The sequence below is a fragment of the Gramella sp. AN32 genome, assembly GCF_023718305.1.
Classification (GTDB): domain Bacteria; phylum Bacteroidota; class Bacteroidia; order Flavobacteriales; family Flavobacteriaceae; genus Christiangramia; species Christiangramia antarctica.
The window spans coordinates 41,638-67,186 of record NZ_QEYO01000011.1; the positions used below are offsets into that span (position 1 = coordinate 41,638).

The following is a 25,549-nucleotide window of genomic DNA, read 5'->3' on the forward strand; positions in this document are numbered from 1 at the left end:
ATTATTGTGCTGGGTATTGTCTTATGATTTATCCCGCCGTACTTATTATTTTCGGTAGAAAGGCGCATCATTATTTCCCAGAGGTGATTGCTTTATCCAATCTATAAAATTCCCCAACGGTTCAGTCTTGGAGATAGTCGGTTTCAAGAAATTTTATTTTCTTGATTTGGTGGCTAAATTAAATTTCTATCTTAACTAGTTTCTACCTAATAAAACATAAATCACAATGGTCGTAACACAAAGCAATGTAGCCATTAGCTTCGTATATTTCCATTCTACCATTTCAACAAAGGGCAATTCTTTCTGATACATCTTTTTGGCAACAGGATAAAAATAAGATACAGAAAACATCACTATAAGATTTAAGATAAATTCTATTCCCCAAACATGAACAAAATGAATATCAATCTTAAAGACAAAGGTTGTTAAAATATAAAATGTCAGTCCTACAAATAACGCCGCTTTCGCGCCTAGTGCCGATATATTCTTAAGAAAAAAACCAGCCAACATAATTGAAGCTATAGGAATAAAGAAAATACCGTTTAACTGCTGCAAAAGCTGGTATAACCCATCGGGGACATTCGCTACCATTGGTGCTACTAAGATGGCGAAAATTGCCAACACAGTAGATGTTAATTTACCTATAGTGACTAATTTTTTATCACTACTATTTTTTCCAAAGTGTCGCTTATAAATATCAATACTAAAAATGGTTGCAGCGCTATTTAACACACTATTGAAAGTACTTAAAACTGCCCCCATCACAATGGCCGCAAAAACACCCACCAAACCTACTGGTAATAATTTTTTAATCAGTTCTGGATAAATCATATCCTGGCTAGCATATAGCGAATCCCCAAAATAATAAAAGCCAATAACTCCCGGTAAAATAATTATAATAGGCACTAATATTTTCAAAACTCCGGTAAACAGCAAGCCTTTTTGGGCTTCAACTAAATTTTTTGCTCCTAATGCACGCTGAATTATAGTTTGATTCATACTCCAGAAGTATAGCTGATTAATAATTAATCCGGTAAAAAGAACACTAAAAGGCATCACAGAATCTTCTGCTCCAATAACATTAAATTTTTCCGGGCTATGATTATAAACTTTAACTAAACCATCAAGAGGGTTTCCATCTCCTATACTAACCAAAGCTATTAAGGGAATCGCTAATCCACCGATTAAAAGTCCAATCCCATTCACTGTATCTGAAATTGCGACCGCCTTTAAACCACCAAAAATCGCATATATGGACCCTAGTACCCCAATTGCCACCACCGTGATCTGTAGTCCATCTTTTTTGGACACTTCCAGGACTTCAGAGACGTTAAAAATACTTTCTAAATTAATTGCCCCTGTATATAAAACGATTGGTAAAAGTGTGACAACAAATGATATCATTAAAAAAAAAGCCACCAAAGTCCTTGTGGTGCCGTCGAACCTATTTTCTAAATATTGTGGTATGGTTGTCAATCCCATTTTTAAATATTTAGGTACAAAATAAATAGCTGCTGCCACTAGCGCCAAAGCCGAGGTCACTTCCCAGGCTATAATAATAAATCCGTTTTTATATGAAGATCCATTCATACCAATAAGGTGCTCGGTAGAAATATTAGTAAGCAGCATAGATCCGGCGATAACTACACCCGTCAAACTTCTTCCGCCAAGAAAATAACCATCTTGTGAATCTAACTTTTCTTTTCGGAGCTTATACCAGGAATAAATAGCAACAAAGGCCAGGAAAGCTACGAAAGTAAGAGCGGTATACATACAATATGATCTTTATAGATAGTTGGAAAGCAAAAAAGCCCTAAAAATATGTTAGAGCTTTTTTCAGAAAATAAAAGCAAGCTTTTAGAAGTTCAATTTTCCGGGTAAATACTTCTCGGCAAGAGTTTTATAATAAGGCATTAGGTCTTTAACCTTGGGTGGTATGGGTGCTTTGGAATATAAATCGTAAGGATTAAATTTTTTAACCCATTCAAACATTTCAATGTCCTTCTCGTTCATTAAATGTGCATACTCATTTTCTCGGTGCTGCGCATAAAACGAATGATACCTAATTATGTATAATGCAGGCTCTGGCAGGTAATCTTTCATGATTTGATATAAATATTCATCATGTCCCCAACTCATTTTAACATTATCCAGGCCGCAATTTGGTTCATAGACCCCGTATTTAGTATTATAGCGTTCATCTGTATAGTCTGGATTATTTACAAAGAATTCGGGATATACAATTTTACCGGAAAAGGCACATCCTACCGGAAAAGTGTCCCCTACTACGGCCCATTGCGGTTCGCCAAATAAGCATAGTACTTTGCCTAAATCGTGTATAAAACCCGTAAGTACCAGCCAGTCTGGATGACCGTCTGCCCTTATCGCTTCAGAGGTTTGTAACAAATGCTGTAACTGATCTAAATCTATATCGGGATCACTATCGTCTACCAAGGTATTTAAAAAGTCGACTGCTTCCCAAATAGACATTTCTTTTTTGTTGAATTTTAAAAACTCTGTTTCTTTATAACAAACAAAATCATATGTTTGGTATTCATGATTCATTTTATAAAATTCCCTAACCGTATCTAATCGTTCTGAATCTACATAGTTTCTAAACTCATCTTTCTCTTTTTTAGTTTCAGCAGGATCAGGATACCTTTGCAATAAATTATCTTCCCAATCATCAATATTACCCATAGGGTCATGTCGATCTTTATTTAATGAGTCCTTCATCGTTGTTTATACTTTAGAGCTTAATTGTTAACTATCCTATTTCACTCATGCAATTTAAAACATTAAACAATTTACGAAATGGATTAATACATCAAAAACATGGAAAAAATAAAATAAATTAAAAGGTAACACTATCTACTTCAGCAATTTACTGGGAGGAAAACCAAATTGTTTTTTAAAGCAACGGCTAAAATATAAGGGATCGTTAAAGCCTACCAGGTCGGTCACTTCCGATACATTATGCTTTTTTGTTTTTAGAAGTTGGACTGATTTTTTTAATCGAATGGTCCTAATAAACTCATTAGGTGCCAAATCGGTTAGTTCTTTTATTTTTCTATAAAGTTTTGAAGAGCTCATCCCTAACTCTTCACACAAAAAACTGGTGGTTAAATCTGCCTTACTAAGATTTTCTTCAATTAGGTGTGATATTTTTTCCATTAAAGCCTTATCTACGGGAGAATGGGTAAGCAAACCTATTTCGCTCTCTGCATCGTCTGAAAATTTCGATTTTAGCTCTAATCTTGTTTTTATAATATTTACAATTATTGATTTTAATAAGGAAGGATCGAAAGGTTTTACTAAATATCCATCTGCCCCTACATCGTAGCCTTTCACCTTATCTTCATTTTCGGAAAGTGCGGTTAATAAGATCACAGGAATGTGGCTAATAAAGTCATCATTTTTAAGTTCTTTGCAAAATTGAAGGCCATCCATAACTGGCATCATCACATCGGCTACACATAATATTGGCTTTATTTGCCGGCAGAGTTGAAGGCCTTCTTCTCCATTTTCAGCTTCATATACTTTATAATAATTAGATAGATAATCTATTAAATATTTTCTTAGTTCAAGGTTATCTTCAATAACCAGTATCTTTTCTTTAATTTCGGTATTGGTAGTTGCTTTTTTAACAGGAATTTGAGGTGTAATTTCCTGCCTGTCCTTATTTATTACATACTCAAAAACTTCTTTTTTCTTATAAAAACTGCGTTTTACAGGAATTTCAACGGTAAAAACACTGCCTTTGTTCGGTGTACTTTTTACTTTTATGCTTCCTTTATGCAAATCGACCAGGGATTTGACCAGTGACAATCCAATTCCTGAACCCGTATTGTTCTCCTTACTATTTGTGGCCTGGTAAAACCTTGTAAATATCTTTTTCTGACTCTTTTTTGGTATACCTATCCCATCATCACTCACCTCAATAATCAAATAACCTTCATCTCCGTCTTTTATACCAACAAATAAATCTACATGCCCATATTTATTGGTAAACTTTATAGCATTAGACAACAAGTTATAGAGAATTTTATCATATTTATCCTTATCTATCCACCCAACAATCGATTCATTTTCAGTATTAAAGCTTAGCTGAATATGTTTATTATAAGCAAACTCTTTAAACGAATCGAATGTATCTTTGGTGTACTGTAAAATATCGGTTTTTGATACTTTTAGTTTAAGTTCACCTGTTTGTGCCTTTCTAAAATCCAGTACCTGGTTTACTAAATTTAAAAGTCTACTGGCATTTTGATGTATAAGGTTGTATCTGCTTTTTTGATACTCATTGCTATAGTCCTTACCCTCTTCTATTAATTGCTTTACAGGCCCTAAAATAAGGGTTAAAGGTGTCCTTAACTCATGAGAGATATTGGTGAAAAATCTTAATTTCTCATTATTCAATTTTATGTCGCGCTCCCTGTTCACTTTTTCTGTAACGAGTTCCTGTTTTAAACGCATCCGGTTTTTCACTTCTCGTCTAACGAAATAGAGGATTAAGGCAAGGAGCAACAAAAAAAGGATGAGTGCCTGGTAGGTTAACCAAAACGGTCTCTTGATTTTTATTTTATAAGAAACAATATCACTCCAGTGCCCGTCACTATTGCTGGATTTAATTTTAAACACATAGTTACCCGGAAATAAATTAGTATACTGAACTGTTCGGGAGTTACTGCTTGCAGTTATCCAATTATCATCAAATCCTTCTAATTTATATTCAAATTTGTTTAGCCGTTCATTTGCATAAGAGGGAGTGGAAAATTGAAATGAAAAATTCCGGTTTTTATAATTAAGTTCTATACTTTTTGTTTGATTAAAATCTTTTTTGAGAGGGGTATCCTCGTTTATTTCTTTGCCGGGAACTACTATTTCATTTTGTATTTTAATTTCAGTAATTACAGGCTTGGGCGATAATTGGTTTTCTTGTATGGTATAGGGTGAAAAATATATTATACCGTTTTTTCCTCCTAAATAAATATCTGAATTTCCGAAATTATAAAAGCCCCTAGAGCTGAAAAAATCCAGTCTATTCCCACTATTAACATGATAAATATTATAGTCTTTTTGATTTGCTTTAAGCCTGGCCACACTATTGTTATTTATGTTTAGCCATAAATCGCCATTAATATCAGTAAGTATATCGGTTACCCATTTACCTGCCAGTTCTTCAGGTTTTTTTAAAGGCAAAAAATTATTTTCTTCTTTATCAAAATAGCTTAATCCTTTTCGGGTTGCAGCCCACAGTTTACCAGCGTCATCAAAAACAATATCACTTACATTATTATGTGGAAGTCCTTTTTTATTATTAAAAGAGGATTTATAAACAACTTGAGTACCTGTTTCTAAAGTATATTTTACCACTCCTGTTTCGGTAGCAAACCATACATCGTTAAATTGATCTTTAATAATTTCATTTATTTCCACTTCTTACAACAAAGCCATTTTAGAAGATTTCCCATCTCTGCTTTTTGTATCTAAAATTACAGCTCCTTCACCAAACGAGCCTACCATAAGTTTGTTTTCCCCTAAATTTTCGAAAGCCGAAACAGGGGATTTTTCAAAACCTATATCTATTTCCCTAGATTTGTTTGTAATGTAATTGTAAGCCAATAGCTTACCATTCCATAAACCGCAGTAAAATATTCTACCATCTATAGAATAAATACTGGCAATATCTTTTTGATTATTGTATAGCGGAATAAAATGATCCCCATCTGAAATAAAAAGTCCGTTATGGCGAGTAGCCACCATAACTTTATCATTATAGGTCCTGGCAAAGCCCCTTACCCTTGGTGCCTGATTACCTATAAAACGAGAAATATCTTTATTAAGGTTGAATTGATTTTCAAAAGGATCGTATTTATCCAAGCCATCTTCGGTACCTATCCATAAAATGCCGGAAGCATCAAAATATAAAGCAGAAACTAAATTATCTACTAAAGATGTTTGGTCTGTTAAAACAGAATAATATCTTTTAAAATCACCTTTACTAATGTCTTCCAATTGATCACAGACTAGGAGTCCGCCCAGCGTACCCACCCAATATTTACCATCTGGTGCCTGAGCTACCGTTAGAAAATACGGCCCTAAAGCGTCTCTTATTCCGTTGTTTTCAATATAAAGGTTTTCAAATTCATTTAGTTTCTTGTTTAATTTATACAAACCTTTTCTGGTTCCTATAAATATATCCCTTTTGGCATCTTCATAAATAAAATTCAAATATGGATTTACCTCTAAAGAGTTAGGAATATTAAGTTTATAAGAAGTTACTTGTTTTATGTTACCAGAAACATCTAAATTTATTTTCGCAACAGATGCCGTACCATAGCTACCTACCCATGTATTACCACTTGAATCCTCAAAAATTTCTTTAACATAATTAAAACCCGTTAATTCTATTTTTTCAAACCTGTTTTCTTCAAAATGAAATAGAAAAACACCCTGGTCTTTGGTACCCACCCAAACCCGTTTGTATTTATCTACATATATAGAGCGTATTTCCTCATCCTGTAAACTATTGGGATTGCCTTTTTCTGTTAAAAATGTAGTGAATTTGTAGGTATCTAACTCTAAAAGTGTTAAGCCTTTTCGAGTACCAATCCATAGGTGATTTGATACTTCATCTAACTCCAGAGCTGTTATATCGTTATTGTTAATTTTATTATTTCCTTCGGAAGAACTTAAAAACGATTTAAATTCATACCCGTCAAACCTATTTAGACCAGAAAATGTACCTAGCCATAAAAACCCATGTTTATCCTGGACAATATGGCGCACCGAATTATGCGATAAGCCTCCGTTCTCATTATAATGTTCAAATTTGATATTTTGAGAATAAGATCTCAAAAAAAATAGCATCAAACACAAGGATAGTATGATAAAACGGTATTTCATTGAGACAGTGTTTTCATTCTTCTGGTGCTATATTTTTTATGGTATTGAAGTCTAAATTTATCATAAAATGATTTGATGGCTCACCATTCCTAGTTTTATCAAAGATTGCAGCCCATAATTTATAGGTGGTATCTTCTGATTTTTTTAATTGATTACAAACCAGCTCGTACTGTTTTAAACGCCTGGCTCCAATATCTATTTCCGCTATTTCATCTGCGCTTCTTAATCTATAAAAATCGTAAATCATATCGAACCCGGTCCAATTTTCAAAACTTTTTAAGCTTAGGTTGTTGTCCCGCAATGCTTGGTTTAATTTATCATTTTCAACGGTATTTCTCAACAATAATTCTTTGCCGGATAATGGTAATATAGTTTCAGAAAATCCCTGGGGCCAATCATTCGGTAAAAGCCGAAGTCGCAACAGTTCTTTCAAATGCCATTGTGTAAAATCTTTATAATTTCTAGTTGAAAGGATCTTTCTATCCCAAATTGAAGCCTGCCCTGATTCTTTTAAATAGGCATATTCCTGTTCATATAATGGGAACAACCTATCGAAGTTTTTAACCGATTTTATCACCACCGTTTCTATTTCAAATTCTGAATTTGAGTGAATGAAAAGTATTTTATATGCCGGTGCGTAAGCCGCTAATGAGGGTGTTTGGATATTGAATAATGTATTCCCTTTATTACTTGTACTTACCCCCGTATCATTTATATGCATATGCCCGCCAAAATGAATTTGAATGCCGGCATCTGCAAATGTTTCGGCTACATCTTCCTGGGGTACACGATGCAATTGCATTTTATCATCCCCAAAAAATTGTTTCATTTCTTCAGATGCACCATCGTTAAAATCGACCATGGGATAATGGCTAAATGCTATTAAAACCTTCCCGTTTTCTTCGGCTTCCAGGGCAATTTTTTTTACCCAATCTATCAAATGACTTTTATGTGAAAGTACATTATTGTAACCAATGCTTGCGCCAGAAAAGTCATTGGGATTATTGGAAACACCAGATAATTCTTTATTAGGCACATATACATTGGCATCTATCGCTAAAAGCCAAACTCCTTTTGTGGGTTCAACCAAATAACTGGCATCCGGGAGGACATTATTTTTATCGATAGGATAAAGCCTTTTATTTAAAACAGCCTCTTTTTTGGCATTTTTGAACCTGTAATTTTTATAGGTATATGTAGAAAAAGGCGTTTCCCAATACAGATATTCTTTTTGAGGATAAAAACCAAATGCAGCCATTTCACTTAAAATATCTTTATAACCCCATTTTTTTATTTCTGAAGTTATAATAGGTTTTAATTGACCTTCCCTACTATTTTTTAAATTTTCGACAGAACTGGTAATGATTTGCTCCTTCCCACCTTCACCTAAAAAATCTGTCTTACCAGCTTCCTGGGTAAAGGGTTTTACCGGATCGTGGTTCCCGGTGATTGCAAAAAAGGAAATACCGTATTTATTAGAGTAATTATTTAATATTGTGCTTAAACCTTTTATATGTACCGGTTGCCCATCATCACTAAAATCACCGGGTAGTGCCACATATTTAATTCCTCGTGCTACAATGTCATCTAAAGCTTCTATAAACGCAAAATAATTTTCATTAAAAATTCGGGTGGATTGCAATTGGGAATCCATAGTCCTGATATTAACATAGGCTCCCGTTTTAGGATTTTTTACCCCTTTATAGTTAGCATCTTCGAACTGCGCATATATATCCTGAAAATGAGCATCGGCAATAAAGGCAATTTGAATATTTTTGAGGTTTTTTTTCTCTTTTTGAGCACACGAAAACAGTACCAGTAGAATACTAAATAAAATGTACCTGCTTTGATGATGCATAAAACCTATCATTAATTTTTAACTAATTCTGAAGGGAACAACTTTTTTTTCCTCCTCCCAAATCTATCAATACCTGAGCAGAATGACGTCCTTTATAGTTTATGATACTTTACAGACAATCAATTATTTTTTAATATGTTCATAAGTGCCGTCATCAAAAATCACTTTAAAATCGGACTCGAACAAAGCTGATGGAATATAGTAATCTGTAGAAATTACCTGAGCTCCCGATGCTTTAGCCTTTTCAAATCTTTCGTAGTTATTGGTACGTGCTTCTTTAGTTCCTGCATCTGCACGCGTACGAACCATATAGCCTTTTGCTACCAATTCTTGTATATATTCAAAATCGGTAACCGGATTATTGATAATTCTAAAGCCTGCTTCAGGGTTTCCTTCCTTACTATTTACGAACATGACTCTGTCTCTTAGGGCTCCATGATCTTTTAAATAGCTATTTACTTTAGCTTCTTTTTCATCTAAAACAAATAAAAACTTTCCTTTAACCGTATCTAAATCTGGCCAACCAACTTTTAAAACAGCATCTTCAAGACTTTCAAAATCTCCTCTTACGTAATCAGGCGTTATAAGTTTATTGGTGGGAAAAACACTTTTTATTTCAACATCTATACTATCTAATGCATTGGCTGTAAAAGCTAACGGGGAGGTTGTTTGTGGTATATTTTGGTCTTTTGCATTTATTAATATAAAAACTGGAGTATGATTCGGATTATTATCAGACCAGTCTTTTAATACCTGCAAGCCTTCTTTAAACAACAAATGATGGCTTCTGAAATCGATGTCCTGAACATGAAACATTTTTAAACCCGGTTTTTTCAGTTTTTCAGCTACATCAAAATCCAGGGGTTCTTTCCCTAAAGATTTTACAATTTCTAAACCTTTTGGGTTGGCAAAACGCCCACCCTGGGGATCATGAAAAACATCTAACTCTAGGTTTCTTAAACCCAAGTTTAATTGCGCTTCTAAGGAAATATGTCCGTATTCTAAAGTTTGTATTTTATCAGGATCTGCTTGATATAAATAGTCATACAAAGGTTTCTCAATAGGGATTTTATAGGAGTTATGGCTTCCTATTACCTGAATATCATTAAGTTTTTTTGTTGGTTTGGTGATATTTTCAAGCCATTTTTCTGCTAAACCTGGCCATATCCGGGCGGCAGGATTACTATTTCGCAAACCATAGCCATGACCGCCTTTGTTATACATATGTAATTCTAGCGGTATTTTATTATCCCGTAATGCCTGTGCCATAACTAAACTACTGTTACCATAAGGATCGTCGCTTGTCCCGAAAATAAAAAAGGGAGTTGTATTCTTTTCTAATTTAAAATCGGGGTCTATTGTTTTGTTTTCACCTTTATCTAAATAGGCGGGATAAATAAGCATCGTAAAATCTGACCTGCTCGAAAAATCGTCTATGGTATCTTGTTTCTTATACAGGCTATTTTTATAATTTGTGGAAGCTAAAGCCGACAAGTGTCCGCCTGCGGAAAACCCTATTAGTCCTATTTTTTGAGGATTTAAATTATAGTCTAATGCTTTACTTCGCACTATTTTAATGGCCCGTTGTATATCCTGAGCTGCAGCTTTTTGTTTTCCCGGAACCCGATATTGCAAAACAAAGGCAGTATAGCCTAAACTATTTAACCATGCGGCAATTTCATAACCTTCTTTGTCTATCGCTAAAATTTTATACCCGCCACCAGGAGAAATGATAATTCCTGCCTTAGAATTATTAGGTTTCTCCGGACTAAAAACCCGTAGCATCGGGTTGGTAACTTCTGTTAATCGTGTAACATTATCAGAGACATTAGCGCTTTGTTTGGCCGGGTGTTTTTCATTTACTTCGCCCGGTACTTCTTTAGGCCATAAATAAATAGTAGCTCCAGTTTGAGCTACCATTACATATGAACATAGAAAAATCACTAATATCAGTTGCTGTTTAAAAGCCTCTCGCATGATAAATGTTTTATTAAAAAATAGTTTTTACTACAGAAATATCCTCAGAAGTATTAAGGGATTAAAGTTGTTTTTTTTAACCTGATATCTTCTGATGAGGCACCGATCATAAATTCATACTCCCCTTTTTCAAACGTCCATTGTTTCGTTTTTTCATTCCAAAACTGCAAATCTTTTTTAAAAACTTCAAATTGGATCTTTTCGGACTTTCCTTTATTTAATGAGATCCGTTTAAATCTTATAAGCTTTTTTAAAGGTTTTTTTTCTAAAGCTGGATTCGCTTTATAATATAACTGGGCCACCTCATCTCCCTTAAATTTTCCTGAATTTTTTATAGTCGCAGAAAGGATAAGCTTATCTGCTTTCCGTTTAACTTTGAAATCACTATAATCAAACTTTGTATAACTCAATCCATAGCCAAAAGGATAAAGAGCCTCTCCTTCAAAATACATATAAGTTCTTCCATTTGATATTTCATAGTCGTCCATTGGAGGCAAATCTGATACCGATTTATAGAAGGTAAAGGGAAGCCTCCCTGCGGGATTATAATCTCCAAATAATACATCGGCTATGGCAGTCCCGCCTGCTTCACCAGGATACCACACATCTACTATTGCCGGTATATTTTCATCTATCCAGTTTATAGCTAACGAACTTCCTGCTACCAGTACCACAATGGTATTTTTATTTGCAGCATAAATATCTTTTAAATAATTAATTTGATCTTCAGGCAGCTCTAACGACTCTCTATCTTTACCTTCCTTTTCAATAGTTTTATTAATACCCATGACCGCAATCACATAATCGCTGGTTTTTGCAGCTTGAATATCTTCTTCGTACAAATCACCACTTTTGTTATCTGGCACCTCCCATAGTAACTGGCAAATAGCATCGCCGCCATTATCAAAATATTCTAATTTAATGGCATATTTTTTTCCTGCCTCCATGGAGATTTCTACCTGATTGGTAGTAGCTCCACGGTTATGCCATTCATCAACCACCAACTCATTATTTAACCATAAGCGAATTCCATCATCAGAATTTACCCCTATTTTATAAGCTCCGGTAACATTTGGTGTAATATACCCAGTCCAGCGCATCGATTTATGCCTATAATTGGTGTACGGATCTGGGGGGTTGTTTACAGGATCGAAATTAACTTCATTATCTACGCGTGTTTGAGGTGTACCTTCAAGAAATTTATCATCATAATATTCGGCATATAGACCTTTCTCATTATTAAAGTCATTTCTTAAATGCTCTGCTTCAATGAAATTTAGGTTTCTGGCAGCTGTTTTCCATTTAACATATGTAACTTCTGCTTGATCTCCCACTTTATTGATGATGCCTTCAAGTGGTGATATTGGTTTAATGACGGGCAAACCACTATAGTCACCAAAAACTACCTGGTTAGCATTAAAACCAACAACAGCAATTTTTTTGATATTATCAATATCCAGTGGCAATGTTTTGTTTTCATTTTTTAAAAGTACGATGGATTGCCTTGAGGTTTCTAGGGCTAAATCCTGATGTTCTTTAGAACCGATAACATCGGGTGAAATTTTTGTATAGGGGTTGTTTTCTGTTGAATCAAAAATACCTAATTTAAATCGTGCGGTTAAAATTCGCTCTGTAGCCTTATCAATGCTAGCCCGGGACACTAATCCTTCCTTATAAGCTGTGAGCAAGTGGTTTGCGTAAATATCATTTCCGCATTCCAAATCTAAACCAGCTTCTAAGGCCACTTTTGCAGCTTGTTCTTTAGTATCTACAAAACGATGCGATTTTACTAAATAGGAAGGTGCACCACAATCGCTTACAACATAACCTTTAAAGCCCCACTCGTCTCTTAAAACCGTATTCAAAAGCCAGTTATTAGCGGTACTCGGCACCCCATTAATGGCATTGTAAGCACTCATTATAGATTGTGCATTAGCTTCCTGAACAGTGGCTCTATAGGCTGGAAAATAATATTCCCGTAAAGATTTTTCAGATATACTGGCATTGTAAGCAAACCTGTTTTCTTCTTGGTTATTGGCAACAAAATGCTTGGGTGTGGAAACTACTTTTAAATATTTCTCGTCATTGCCTTGTAATCCTTTTACAAAAGAAACACCAATTCTACTGGTTAGGTATGGATCTTCCCCGTAGGTTTCCGGGGTCCTACCCCATCTTGGATCCCTAGCCATATTAATAGTTGGCGACCAAAAGCTTAATAAATCACTATAGACATTCTTCTGATCCTTTCCCTGGTTATAAAAGTTCCATTTTGCCCTGGCTTCATCTGAAATTGCAGAAGACACTTTATAAATTAAATCTGGATTCCAGGTTGCCGATAAGGCTATAGCCTGGGGAAAAACTGTAAATCTTCCACCTTTTACAACACCGTGTAACGCTTCATTACCGTGATAATACTTATCAACCTCTAAGCGTGGAATGGCTTCTGCAGTAGAGATTAACATGGATACTTTTTCTTCAATTGTTAATCGACCCAACAAATCATTTACCCTGGTTTCTATTGGTAGATCCTGATTTTGGAACCTGTATTGAGTTTGAGTGAAACTTACGGCTGGGAATACTATTAAAACAAATAGGATAAGTTTTTTTAGCGTCATTTTTTATATAAAGCTTTTAAGTATTTAGATTTTATTTCAGTTCTACCCTGAAACCCGTTATAGAAATCTCGTTTTCAGCATAAGCAGGCATATCAATTTGTAAGCCTTCATTATTCTGAATCCAGGCAAGTTTTTTTTGAGAACCTAATGGCGTCACCGCTTTAATTTTAATTTTGTTTTTTAAAGCAAGTGATTTAATGAGGACTTGTTCTTGATGATAGCTACACACGTAAGCATATATATTATTGTTTTTTAAGGTGAACTGTACTTCTGGTATAATTTCTTTGGAAGTCGCATCGTTCACAGCATCTTTTAATGTGTTTTTATCATCTTCCCCTTGAACAACTTTTGTTTTTTTCGCGTTAGAAAGTAATTCATTCTGAATTTTCCATGGAGTCGAACCGTAAATACCTTCGGAGTTTTGCTTCATCCAAGCTCCAATTTTCGCTAAGCGTTCTTGGGCTAATTCTGTAATTTCCCCTTTTCCAGTGGGACCATTGTTCAATAATAAATTACCGCCTTTACTTACTATTTCCAGTAGTTGTCGCGTCATTAATTCTGATGATTTATAAATGGTATCATACTCAATATATCCCCAGTTTTTGCCCATGGTGATACAGGCTTCCCAAGGTTCAACTTCTAATCCTTCCACTATTTCCTGCTCTGTAACTTTATAATCACCAAATCCATGTTTAATGCGGCTGTTAATAATACAATGAGGTTGGATATTAAGTATTATTTCTCGTAATTCTTTACTTTCTTCCGGACTAATCAATTCTGGCGTATCAAACCAAATCACATCTATTTTTCCGTATTGTGTAAGCAGCTCTTTTACTTGTGGCTTCACCTTTCTTTCAAAATAACGACTAAAAACTTTTATATCTTCATTGGGGTAATCTACTAAATTACTTCTCCCGCCTTTATGAGGCCAATTGGTTGCCACATCAGGGTCTTCCCAATCGCGCCCTAAGGAATAATAAAACCCAAATTTCATATCGTGTTTATGGCACGCTGCAACCAATTCTTTCATGGGATCTTTAGCATAGGCCGTTTGTGTTTTTATATTATAATCGTTTGATGGAGAATCAAACATGGCAAAGCCATCATGGTGCTTTGAGGTGATGATGATATATTTCATACCAGCCTCTTTGGCTGTAAGCACCCATTTTTCCGCATCAAAATTTATCGGGTTAAAATCATCAGCAATTTTCCCATACTCTTTTAAGGAGATTTTTTCATGAATCATAAAATGCTCATTGCCTTTGGCTTTATGTCCATCCCAATAACCGGCTGTTTGCGAATACAAACCCCAGTGCATAAACATGCCAAATTTGGCATCTTTCCACCAGTCCATTTTATCTGGTGATTGCGCTATGGAATTGGTTACCAGCACACTTATTAAACCTAAAGTGCAATAAAAATTTCTTGAAAAAGCTGTTTTCATTTAAGCAGTTATTTTATAAAATTCTTTAAATAAACCATTAATTCTTATTCCTTAATAAATTCTACATTGGTGATTTTAACCACTACCGGGTTTGGCCAAATTTTATCGTTATAAAGACGTTGCGCTCTACTTATTGATATTTCCAATAAATCTTTATGCTGAATAAATCTAGAGGTTGGCGTATTTTCTGGCCAGTATTCCACCACCAAATCATTCTGACCTAACACAGAAACAGTAGTTTTTTTAGTGGCTTTCATATTCTTTAAATAAAAGTTTCGTCTAAAGCCTTTAAACCAATCCTCCTGCTTTGTAATAAAAACATAGGCTGTGTTTGCATCTTTACTTTTAGTGAACCACATTTTCCCATCTCTAATTATGGTAGGTACCGTTCTCACATTTTTAACACCTTCCTCATTAACAAACATCCATAGCGCTATTTCGCGTAAACGTTCTTCTTGTTCTATAGGAATTTCTCCGTTAGGTTTTGGCCCGATATTCATCAAGAAATTACCGCCTTTCGCGCGAATTTCAATCAGCTTTTCGATTAATTCAGAACCATCTTTATAATGCTCATTGGTTGGTTTGTATTGCCATTGGGTTCCCATGGTCATACAGGTTTCCCAGGGCCCGGGCATAGCCCCGTCTGGAATTTTCTGTTCTGGTGTTTTCATTTCGCCCCTGGTAACTACAATATTTGGGTCTATTTCATGAACATATTGCGCCATTGGTTTAGAGTGGAATGCATCAAAAAACATAACATCAATTTGACCATAGTTTCCAATTAGCTCTCTAACCTGGGCTTTATCATATTCAAAAAGTTCTTTGTTTGCCGTAACTTGGGTCATTGGTCCTTTACGAGAAATCAAATGCCCTTGCTTATGGATAAAACTGAAATCTTCAGGTGAAAAATATATCCCTACTTTTAAATTTTGCTTACGTAAAGCTGTGATTAACTCCCCTACAATATCTTTCCCATAAGGCGTATTCATGATATTGAAATTGGTGGTTTTTGTATCCCACATACAAAAACCATTATGGTGTTTTGCGGTAAAAACAACATACTCTGCACCCGCTACCTTAAACAATCTAGCCCATTCATCGGCATCAAATTTATCTGGATAAAATGTTTTGGGAAGTTCGTTAAAATACTTTTCCACGTAATCATCTGAAGCACCTACTAAAGAATGGCTAATCACACTCCCTAATTGTGAATCTAAACTCCAATGTATAAATATACCAAAACCCATATCCATGAAATTCTCATTGAGTTCGGGTTTATTTTTAAGCTGGGCAGAAGCTGAAAAACCAATTGTTAAAAATAATACTATAGTGAGTTTTAATTTCATGGTGTTCTGTTTGTTTTATTAGACATTTCTAAAATTAATTCTCCACCTTCAATAAGATCACTATGCAAAATTTTGTGCTTTTTGAGGGATCGATTATTAAATTTAACCTTATTCACATAAATATTCGAGGCACTATTATTCTCTGTTTTAATTATAAAATTTTGGTTTGAATAATACTCCGGATTCAGCTTGATGGTTATTTCGTCAAAAATCGGGCTTCCAATTTGATATTCAGGATTATCTTCAGTACCACCATTCATTTGAAATAAACCAATCTTCATTAATACATTTAAACTTCCCATTAAGCCCTGATCTTCATCGCCATTATATCCCGTTGCCGGCGACAAACCGCTGAAGGTTTTTTGTATGACCCTACGTGTCCAGTATTGAGTAAGATCTGGTCTATTTAACTGATTAAAGATAAAAGAAGTTTGTATGGATGGTTGATTCCCAAAATTGATTGGAATTCTACTATACTCTGGATGCAATTCCTGTGCATGGGAATTACCTGCTGTAAAACCTAATTTTTCAGCTTCAATAAACTGATTATTTAATTTTTCTACTGCTTTATCTTCTCCCCCCATTAAAGCAGCTAAACCCTGTAAATCATGCGGTACAAACCAGGTAGATTGTGCTCCGTTTGCTTCTATAAACCCATTTTCCACCTGGTAGGGATCAAAATCTTTTTTCCAAATATTATCTTGATCTTTAGGACGCATCCAGCCCGTTTCCGAGTCAAATACATTTTTATAGTTTTTTGAACGGGTCATAAAATATTCATAATCTGCTGTATGGTTTAACTTTTTAGCCAATTGTGCCAAGGTCCAATCTTGATAAGCATATTCCATGGTAAGGCTCGCACCATCTTGATGACCTCCAAAATCACCATCGGGAATTGGGTAAGGTACATAACCGTTTTGATGGTAATATTTTAAACCTCCTCCTAAATTTGTAGTATGTTCGTATCCTGCTTTTTCCATAATACCCCCTGGCATATGGTTCTTCTTTAAAGCTTGATATATATTTTCTAAATCGTCTTTTATAATACCTTTTTGAATGGCACTCACAATAAACGGTGTAGATGAGGCCCCGGTCATTACATACGTATAATTGCCACCAGATGGACCGCGAGGGATAATGCCGCCATCTTTATAATACTGCATAAGAGAATGCACAAAATCTTCCATAATTTCGGGATACACAAGCCCCCAAAGGGTATTGAGTGTCCATTGTGCCCCCCAAAAAGAATCGGAATTAAAATGATTGAATTTTGGTTTCCCGTTTTTGTTAAGAGGTAATTGGCCCACTCTGAATTCTTTTCCTGTATTATCAGGGTAAGCGCCGTTCACATCATTAATAATTCGGCGTCCTTGTAAGGCATGCCATAAATCGGTATAAAATCTTGTTTGGGCTGCTTCTGTACCGCCTTTTACTTCAATCCTTCCCAACAAATCATTCCATTCCATTTTTGATTCTGATACTACATCATCAAAATTCCAATGCAGTAGTTCTTCTTTTATATTGTTAGCTGCATTTTCTACTGATGTGTAAGAAATCCCTATTTTCATCAAAACTTTCTCATTTGTTTCAGCTAAATTAACAAGGTAATTACCTGTTTCTTCATCCTGTTCAACCGTAGAAATATCTGTATTAAATATCGCTTTAAAATAAACCGCTAAGGGCTTTGGCCTTCTATGCGTGGGTTCCATTACCAGTTTCCCGGAAAGCTCTTTTGTGGTGTTTTTTTCTAATACGCCTCCAGAATTTTTACAGGGCCCCAATAAGGTGTTCAAATTAAAAAGTATCGCCGCCTGCTGGTTTTTAGGAAATGTATATTGATGCAACCCAACCCTTTTTGTACTTGTTATTTCTGAAATTATTTGATACCTATCCAGTTCTACATAATGATATCCTGGTGCTATTTTTTCTTTTTCGTGACTGAATTGCGAATAGAAATCTGTGAAAATTGTTTTTTTATTCGTTTCCGAAGTAATTACAGGCATTACCGAAACACCAGACATTTGCCATGCATGGATATGGCTAAACCCTTTAATGGTATCCGTTTTATATCTATAACCGCTCCCCCAGGCCCCTCCTATTTGTGTATCAGGACTCAGGTTTACCATCCCGAAAGGACGACTAGCTGAAGAAAAGAAAAACCACCTGGAGTTTTCGGTATCTAATAAGGGGTACACTTTAGCAGTGTAATCTATTTTATTCCCTTTCTCCAAGACTGCACTTCTTTTCACCTGGTTTTTACAGGATATCAGGATAAAAAGCACAAGGCCTAAAAGCCAGGCTGTTTTTTTAAGAACATGGATTATTCTCATTATTCTTTTATTTATGGGGTCATTTTATTAAAATTATCTTCAATTGCCTTCAACATAGCTATGTTGGGAAAACCATTGTTCTGTCTGCGATTTTTTATGGCATACCAGTCTTTCCATTTATCATCTAAATCACCTGATTCCCTACGTTTATAAACTTTTTCAAGTTCTTTTTTCGCTTTAGGAAGTAATTTTTTAGCTTCTTCTAAAAATTTAGTATTCTGGGTAGTTTCATACTTTTTCTTCAATTTCGACATCTCATGAAGCGTAGTTTCAAAAGCTATTAAATCTGAATATATCTGTACAGGAAGCAGAATATAAGCATGATAGAAATCACCCTGATCTATTTCCCACCCTTTACGAGCTTCTATTAATGATTTTTGTAAATTTTCGGCACAGGAAGCGGTAGTTGTATAATCACCTTCTACACGTGTATAATCGAAAGGAATAGGAGTTTTACCCGGTCTTCTTATTGGTGCATTTGACAAATAGGAAACGGCTTCGCGTATTTCCCACAAATGCTCTACATAGCCTTTTCTGCCTACTTGTGCTTTATGCAGCCATTTCATTGAAGAAACAGCATGTTGCGCCGCTTCTTTATTGAAATAACGCTCAGTCCAGGAAGTATAAAAATCATCTCCATTAAATGTTTGCGGGTTATTACAAACTGCACTATAAGCTTCAAGGTTTAACAAAAATGGCCTGAAATTTTGCCCATTAACCAAACAATAATTATCTGCTCCATAATTTTGAAACATATCTTTCATGACGGTTTCTACTTTTTCAGGATACGGGTTATGCACGGTGTGGTTTAACCAGTAACCAGCATGCATATAGGTGCCAAAGTTGTAACCGTCTGTAGTATTTGGTAAATACTCAAATTCACCAAACCCGTGATCGGACCAAAGAACAATCCAATCTTTTGGGGGACGAAAACCTTCATTCCACATTTCCATTCCATCAGAATAACAAACTAAAACTTTAGTAGCATGAGGTTTATATTCATCTACTAAATTTCCAAAGTCTTCATAAACCTCGTTAAAAACTTCAATTTTACTTTCGCCGCAACTGCTTTTGTATTCCCAATCCCACACCTGATGCCGGGGGCGTAAAATAAAGATATCGGTTTTTGATAAAGGTGTTTCTTCTAAATAATAACGCCATGCTTTTAACCAGTCTTCTTTATAGGCTTTCCAACAAGTTGCTTTATCTTCCTGCATTGGATGAATTTGATATCCCAGGGCAAAATCGATGGCCACTTTCATGCCTTTTTCGTGGGCATAATCGATCATCTTTTCTACATAAGAAACATCTATTTGATAGTCTGGTTTTAATTTTTTGTATTCTGGTCTTATAAAAAATTCCGGTCTGCCCAACATATCAAATAATTGAATAGCGTTGTAACGTAATCGAATCAGGGAATTAATCATTTCGGTATAACTCTCCCAATCGTATTCTAATAATTCACCTCTATAGTTCGCCAGTTCGTCTACATCATTTTCAAAATATGTTAACACAGGAACCTTTGGCGGGGCTATAATCTTTGGGGTAAAATTATATATATCTTCTTTCGATTTCTTATGTGGCAATTTACCTGTCCAGTATTCCAAAGGATCTACTCCTAGAATTTCTTGTGAGAAATCGTAAATTGAATATTGCAGTCCCTGCACATCTGATCCTGCAATTACAATTGCTTTTTGTTCATTTAAAAGTCTTGTTTTAGCCCAAATACCACCGCGAGGTCCGGGTTTTTTACTGGAAAGGGCTATCTTATCCTCGCTAGCCAGGTTTTTTATAAGCATATTGGATTCTATAGTTCCCAGGACAAAAAATATTCCTGTCTTTGACAATGCTTCCTTTTCTGAAATTATAGATACCTCACTATTAATAACCTTTTTTAAATCGGCTTTTAGATCGTTTATAGTACTCAATTCAACCTCAGTTAAATTTTCACCAACTATGAGGTAATAATTTTCAACTTCGGGTTTGGTACAGGCAAGAAATAAAACCAATGCCGAAATAAGGCCTAGTAAGTATACCGGTTTTAGCTTAAAAATTTCCGTCATATTACATTGGTATGTAGAATTTACATGGAGCAGTTAAAAATATAGGCAGGGAAATATTCGCCTGCCTATATAAACTAAACTAATTCAAAATTCAAATAAGTACTTCAAGTGTTTTTTTAATAATTAGGATTTTGCTCCATTGTTTCAGGAGAAATCTCTATTTCTTTTATTGGGATTGGCCTTAATAAATGCTTGGAAGGATCAAAAGCACCGTGATCTATATAGTGTGGATTGTAAAGACTTACTTTTTCTTCTAATTTCCCCATTCGTTTTAAGACAGCCCATCTATTGGACTCCCCTATAAGTTCTAAAGCACGCTCTACTAATATGGTATCTAAATCGATGTTTGTATAGTAATCTGCAACCCCTGTTGCCCGTTCTCTTACTCTGTTTAAATGAAATAAAGCCTGCGTAGGATTACCTGCTCCTAGAAAAGCCTCAGCAGCAATTAAGTGCGTTCCGGCCACTCTAAACACAAAAGTATCACGAGCCCCATCTCCTGTTCCTGAAAAAATCTGGTCGTCAAATTTCTTCATGATGGGGAAGTTGATAAATTCTGGATTGAGCGAATATTTGTAAATTACACCCTCAATATCTTCTGGTCTTCCAAATAAATATTGATCGGGTTGATACACCCAGTAATCATTTAATCGTTCTTTTAATTCGGCAGTGCCTAAAGCATATTTAGGGAAATAAACTATGGTATCTCCAGGATTGATTACGTCTTCACCCAGCCCACTTTCTTCATCGGCTATAATGGTTCTGTGAATAGTAACATTTTCCCTTGTATCGTTATCTGTAAATAACGAATAGAAATATGGCGTGGGCATTAAGCTATTCCCTTTTTCGCCATAAAGGTTTGCTCTACTTACGCCAGGCAGGTTAAAAACCTGGTTCATAAAGAGAGAATGCTTCGTATTACCCCTATCTGAAGCAAAACCAGTTTCTCCCCACTGGGTTGCAAAAAGAATTTCCGGATTTATTTGATTATCGTAATCAAAAACCTCTGCAAAAGACTGACTTCTAATATCGTAAGAACCAATAGCTAATACGGCTAAATCGGCAGCGGTTTGAAAATCGGTACTTTCACCGTAATTTTTATATGCCCTGGTTAAATATACCTCAGCCAATACGTGTTGCGCTGCTCGTTTCGAAAACCTTCCTGTTTCCGGATCATCCTTCAAATTTGGAATAGCGGCCTCCAACTCTTCTATAATTAAATTATAGGTGGCTTCTTCTGAAGAACGTGTATAATTATTACGAATACTTTGTGGCTCTTCAAAATCCAATACCACGCCTCCAAATTGTTGTGCTAAATTAAAAAATGCCAGAGCCCTTAAAGCTCTTGCCTGCGCTATGCCATAAGTTTTCTCTTCTAACATACCCGGGCTCCAACTAATTTGATTTTCAAATCGGTTGATTGCGGTATTGGCTTTTGAAATTACTGCATAATTTGTGTTCCAAAGACCATTCGTTTGAGGCGCATTAAATCCAACATAATCATTTTCACTTGAGGTAGAAAATATTTCCCCCTGAGTTGTAAAAATGTCAGTTCCCGCAAATTTGTAGTTATAATTGTTGTAAACACCTCTTACGGCATTATAAATTCCTACGATTAGTTGGTCAGCGTTATTTTCATCAAGAAAATTCTCACTGGTTATTTGTGTGTATATCTCTTCTTCTATGTAATCCTCACAACCACTAAACGAGAGTGTAAAGACCAGAATAACTGTTATTCGTTTTATATTTTTTATTGTTTTCATCTTGAATAAAATTTTAAAAATTAGTAAGACAACTTAAGTCCAAATAATACTGTTTTGGTCATATACCCTGCGTTATAAGAGTTCTGTAAGGCTGTCTCTGGATCTGGCCCTTTGTAATCGGTAAACGTAAATGGGTTTTGCACATTTAGGGTTAATCGTAGACTGGACATTTTTACTTTGTCCAATACAGGCTGCTGGAATTCATAGCCTAATCCTATATTCCCAATTTTCACAAAACTTAGATCTTCATAATACCATTCTCCCGGGTGACCATATTCTGGTGCAGGATACTTTGCATCAGGATTATTGGGTGTCCAGTAGTCTAAGTGTATTTTATTGAATTTAGCATCGTCTCCTTGATATGGTGCAAAATGTGAATAAAATTCAGAGTGCCCGAATGATCCCTGTCTGGTATATGCCTGTACAGAAAAATCGAAGTTTCTATAGGTAAATGTATTGGTCATACCTCCTATCCAATCTGGAGAAACAGAACCTAAAACTACTTTGTCTTCAGCTCCTATGGTACCGCTGTTATCCTGGTCTTTATATTTATATTGCCCGGGAAAATTACCATAAACCGCCGCCTCTGCTGCTTCATCTATTTGCCATATACCTTCAACTTCGTAACTATAAATCGCATCTACGGGTTGACCTACTTGCAATACCCCATGAGAACCATAAGTTTCTTTATCTAAATCGCCATCCAGCTTTAAAATTTGATTTTCGTTCTTAGCAAAGTTTAAATTTGTAGTCCATCTAAAATCATCAGTTTGAATATTCACGGTGTTTAAAGTTACCTCTATACCTTTATTTTCAACCGATCCGTAATTACCTACAGCTGTACCATAACCTGTAATATTTGACAAAGTTTTATTTAAAATAGCGTCTACTGTTTTTTTTCTATATAGATCTAGACCTAAACGTATCCTATTCTGGAAAATGCCCATATCTAAACCAATATTGACCTCTTTAGAACGTTCCCAGGTTAGATCATAGTTAGGCAAACCATTTACATCTACCCCGTTGGTATGTGTATTTCCAAATACATAATCAGACCCCCCTAAGAAAGCAAAAGAGCTATATGCACTTACAGGACTATCATTACCAGATTCCCCATAACTTAAACGAAATTTTAAATTGCTTAACCAATCGGTATCCTGTAGAAATTCCTCATCGCTAGCCTTCCAGGCAAATGCAGCGGAAGGAAAGAATGCCCATTCGTTATTTACTGCTAATTTTGAAGAACCATCATATCTACCGGTAAAAGTAAATAGATACCTATCTAAAATGCTATAATTTAAACGTGCGGCATAGGATGCTAGTGTTTCCTTTCTATAGTTTGTGTTATAAGCCCTTACGTCTAAACCTGCCGAGGTATTATAAAATAAATATGCATCGGTATCAAAATTTCTGGTTTCTATATTACTCCATTCGAGTTGATTGTAATATAATGATGAAATCAATGTGGCTTTTAAATTTTGAGCTTCGGAAATGTCGAAGTTAAAATCTAATATATTGTCCCAGGTATATGAAGTTTTAAAAGAAGCATCATAATGAGATTGAATTCTGGAAGGATCATTACGGGATGATTTTGTAAATAAACCTCTATACTCCCCAAATCTAGTATTTTTAAGATTTGGTGCAAATTGTGTTTTAAAACTCAGCCATTCGGTTGGCTGGTAATTTAAAAAAACATTGGCAATTACATCTAAAGATCTTGTGTTTGTTCTCCAGGCACCATTGGCATCATAATAAGGATTTGTAAAACGTCCGTCCTGATCGTCTGGAAACAATATAACATTCCCATCCGGATCAAAAGAATTTACCGTTGGAGGCAAACGTAAAGTACTTCTGAATAACTCCCTACTACCTTCTTCACGTTCAGAAAGTGCTAAATAGGTTTTTAAACCCACCGTGAATTTATCAGTCACTTTCTTGGATAATGACGCACTTAAATTATAACGTTCGTAGCCTTCTATACCAACCACACCTTCATCACTTAAATAACCAATCGATCCGTTATAAATCAATCCATTACTACCCCCAGACATTCCTAGATTATGGCTTGTTTGAATTCCTGTATGGCGATAATCTGCTGGCCAATCGGTATAACGACGATTAGCAACATTCGCGGCCTCTTCATTTGTATCTTTTATTTCTCTTGAAATATCAACCTCTATATCGTTATAATCTTCAACGGTAGCTATATAACCATCTTGAAAAAGACCTTTCCAGGCGGTACTTCTTAAGGTTTTTTCAACAAAATCTACATACTCATCCCCGTTATACATATCGGGTATATTGGTTGCAGAACGCACTCCTAAAGTTGCCTCATAAGTGAACACGGTTTTACCTTCAATCCCATTTTTGGTGGTAATAATCACCACTCCATTGGCACCCCTGGCTCCATAAATTGCGGTGGCCGAAGCATCTTTCAACACATCCATTTGCTGGATATCGGCGGGGTTCAAAATATTAATATCGTCAAAAAACACCCCGTCTACAACATATAAGGGCTTTGAAAGGTCATCTGCGGCATCATCACTAATTCCATCGCGACCGGCATTTGTATTTTTAATAACCGTATTCCCCCTAATATCAATAGACAGCGGCGCCCCTGGCTTGTTACTTAAAGTCCGCACATCTACACCTGCGATCCGACCCTGTATAGCTTGCCCAATATCTGTCTTTTTTTGTTCGGTTAATGTTTTATTATCTATTGATGATACCGCACCGGTTAGATCACTCTTTTTAACAGATCCATAGCCTATTACCACGACTTCAGAAAGCTGGGAAGCATCATCAGTTAATTGAACGTTCAATTGGGTCTGTCCTTCATAAGTAACCTCCTTCGTTTGAAAGCCTAAAAAAGAAAATATAATAATATCCCCATTTTCAGCTTGAATTTCGTAGTTCCCGTCAAAATCTGTAGCGGTTCCAATAGAAGTTCCTTTAATAATGACATTTACTCCAGGAATAGGAATGTCCTGACTATCGGTCACAATTCCTGAAACTTTAGATTGTGCCCAGGTCGTAGACAAACCACCTATTAAGAAAGCAATTAATAAAAGTTTAAATTTTTCCATGTAATTCAATATTGTTTTGTTAGTTGTGCTAATTTATAGTTAAAAGAGTGTTAACCGATGGACATTTTCTTCCAAACCATGGATAAAATCTTCAAATAAAATACTATGATTCAAATTTTTAAAAATGGATAAATACCCTTACATTCTTTTGAAAAAAA

General features: G+C 35.4%; 13 protein-coding genes. All 13 read right to left on the bottom strand.

Features of this window, described 5'->3' with window-relative positions:
- Positions 1-195: 195 nt before the first annotated feature.
- Entirely contained in the window at positions 196-1,773 is a 1,578-nt protein-coding gene (locus tag DHD80_RS12855) for a solute:sodium symporter family transporter (RefSeq protein ID WP_251741725.1), read from the bottom strand.
- An 84-nt stretch (positions 1,774-1,857) separates the two neighbouring features.
- The gene (locus DHD80_RS12860; RefSeq protein ID WP_251741727.1) at positions 1,858-2,736 is read right to left on the bottom strand and encodes an inositol oxygenase; all 879 of its coding nucleotides are present in this window, start codon (positions 2,734-2,736) and stop codon (positions 1,858-1,860) included.
- 135 nt (positions 2,737-2,871) lie between these two features.
- Entirely contained in the window at positions 2,872-5,439 is a 2,568-nt protein-coding gene (locus DHD80_RS12865; RefSeq protein WP_251741729.1) for a hybrid sensor histidine kinase/response regulator transcription factor, read from the bottom strand.
- Positions 5,440-5,442: 3 nt separating this feature from the next.
- Complete coding sequence (locus DHD80_RS12870) at positions 5,443-6,909, bottom strand: two-component regulator propeller domain-containing protein (protein ID WP_251741730.1); 1,467 nt, start codon at positions 6,907-6,909, stop codon at positions 5,443-5,445.
- Positions 6,910-6,922: 13 nt separating this feature from the next.
- Positions 6,923-8,779 carry a metallophosphoesterase gene (locus DHD80_RS12875; protein WP_251741732.1) on the bottom strand — a complete coding sequence of 619 codons (1,857 nt, stop codon included), beginning with the start codon at positions 8,777-8,779 and terminating at the stop codon, positions 6,923-6,925.
- Between the two features lie 111 nt (positions 8,780-8,890).
- Positions 8,891-10,744 carry a Ca2+-dependent phosphoinositide-specific phospholipase C gene (locus DHD80_RS12880; RefSeq protein WP_251741734.1) on the bottom strand — a complete coding sequence of 618 codons (1,854 nt, stop codon included), beginning with the start codon at positions 10,742-10,744 and terminating at the stop codon, positions 8,891-8,893.
- Between the two features lie 53 nt (positions 10,745-10,797).
- Positions 10,798-13,359: a glycoside hydrolase family 3 protein gene (locus DHD80_RS12885; RefSeq protein ID WP_251741736.1), complete on the bottom strand. Its 2,562-nt coding sequence runs from the start codon at positions 13,357-13,359 to the stop codon at positions 10,798-10,800.
- A 31-nt stretch (positions 13,360-13,390) separates the two neighbouring features.
- A complete protein-coding gene (locus tag DHD80_RS12890) occupies positions 13,391-14,803 on the bottom strand; it encodes an alpha-L-fucosidase (RefSeq protein WP_251741738.1) in 1,413 nt (470 codons plus the stop codon).
- Between the two features lie 44 nt (positions 14,804-14,847).
- Positions 14,848-16,149 (bottom strand): alpha-L-fucosidase, encoded by a 1,302-nt coding sequence (locus tag DHD80_RS12895; RefSeq protein ID WP_251741740.1) that lies wholly within the window; start codon positions 16,147-16,149, stop codon positions 14,848-14,850.
- Positions 16,146-18,479 (bottom strand): GH92 family glycosyl hydrolase, encoded by a 2,334-nt coding sequence (locus tag DHD80_RS12900; RefSeq protein ID WP_251741742.1) that lies wholly within the window; start codon positions 18,477-18,479, stop codon positions 16,146-16,148. The genes DHD80_RS12895 and DHD80_RS12900 overlap by 4 nt, the downstream gene beginning before the upstream one ends.
- An 11-nt stretch (positions 18,480-18,490) precedes the next feature.
- A complete protein-coding gene (locus DHD80_RS12905) occupies positions 18,491-20,542 on the bottom strand; it encodes a glycosyl hydrolase 115 family protein (RefSeq protein WP_251741744.1) in 2,052 nt (683 codons plus the stop codon).
- Between the two features lie 116 nt (positions 20,543-20,658).
- Entirely contained in the window at positions 20,659-22,305 is a 1,647-nt protein-coding gene (locus DHD80_RS12910; protein WP_251741745.1) for a RagB/SusD family nutrient uptake outer membrane protein, read from the bottom strand.
- A 20-nt stretch (positions 22,306-22,325) separates the two neighbouring features.
- Positions 22,326-25,391, bottom strand: coding sequence for a TonB-dependent receptor (locus DHD80_RS12915; RefSeq protein ID WP_251741746.1), 3,066 nt, complete (start codon positions 25,389-25,391; stop codon positions 22,326-22,328).
- Between the last annotated feature and the right edge of the window lie 158 nt (positions 25,392-25,549).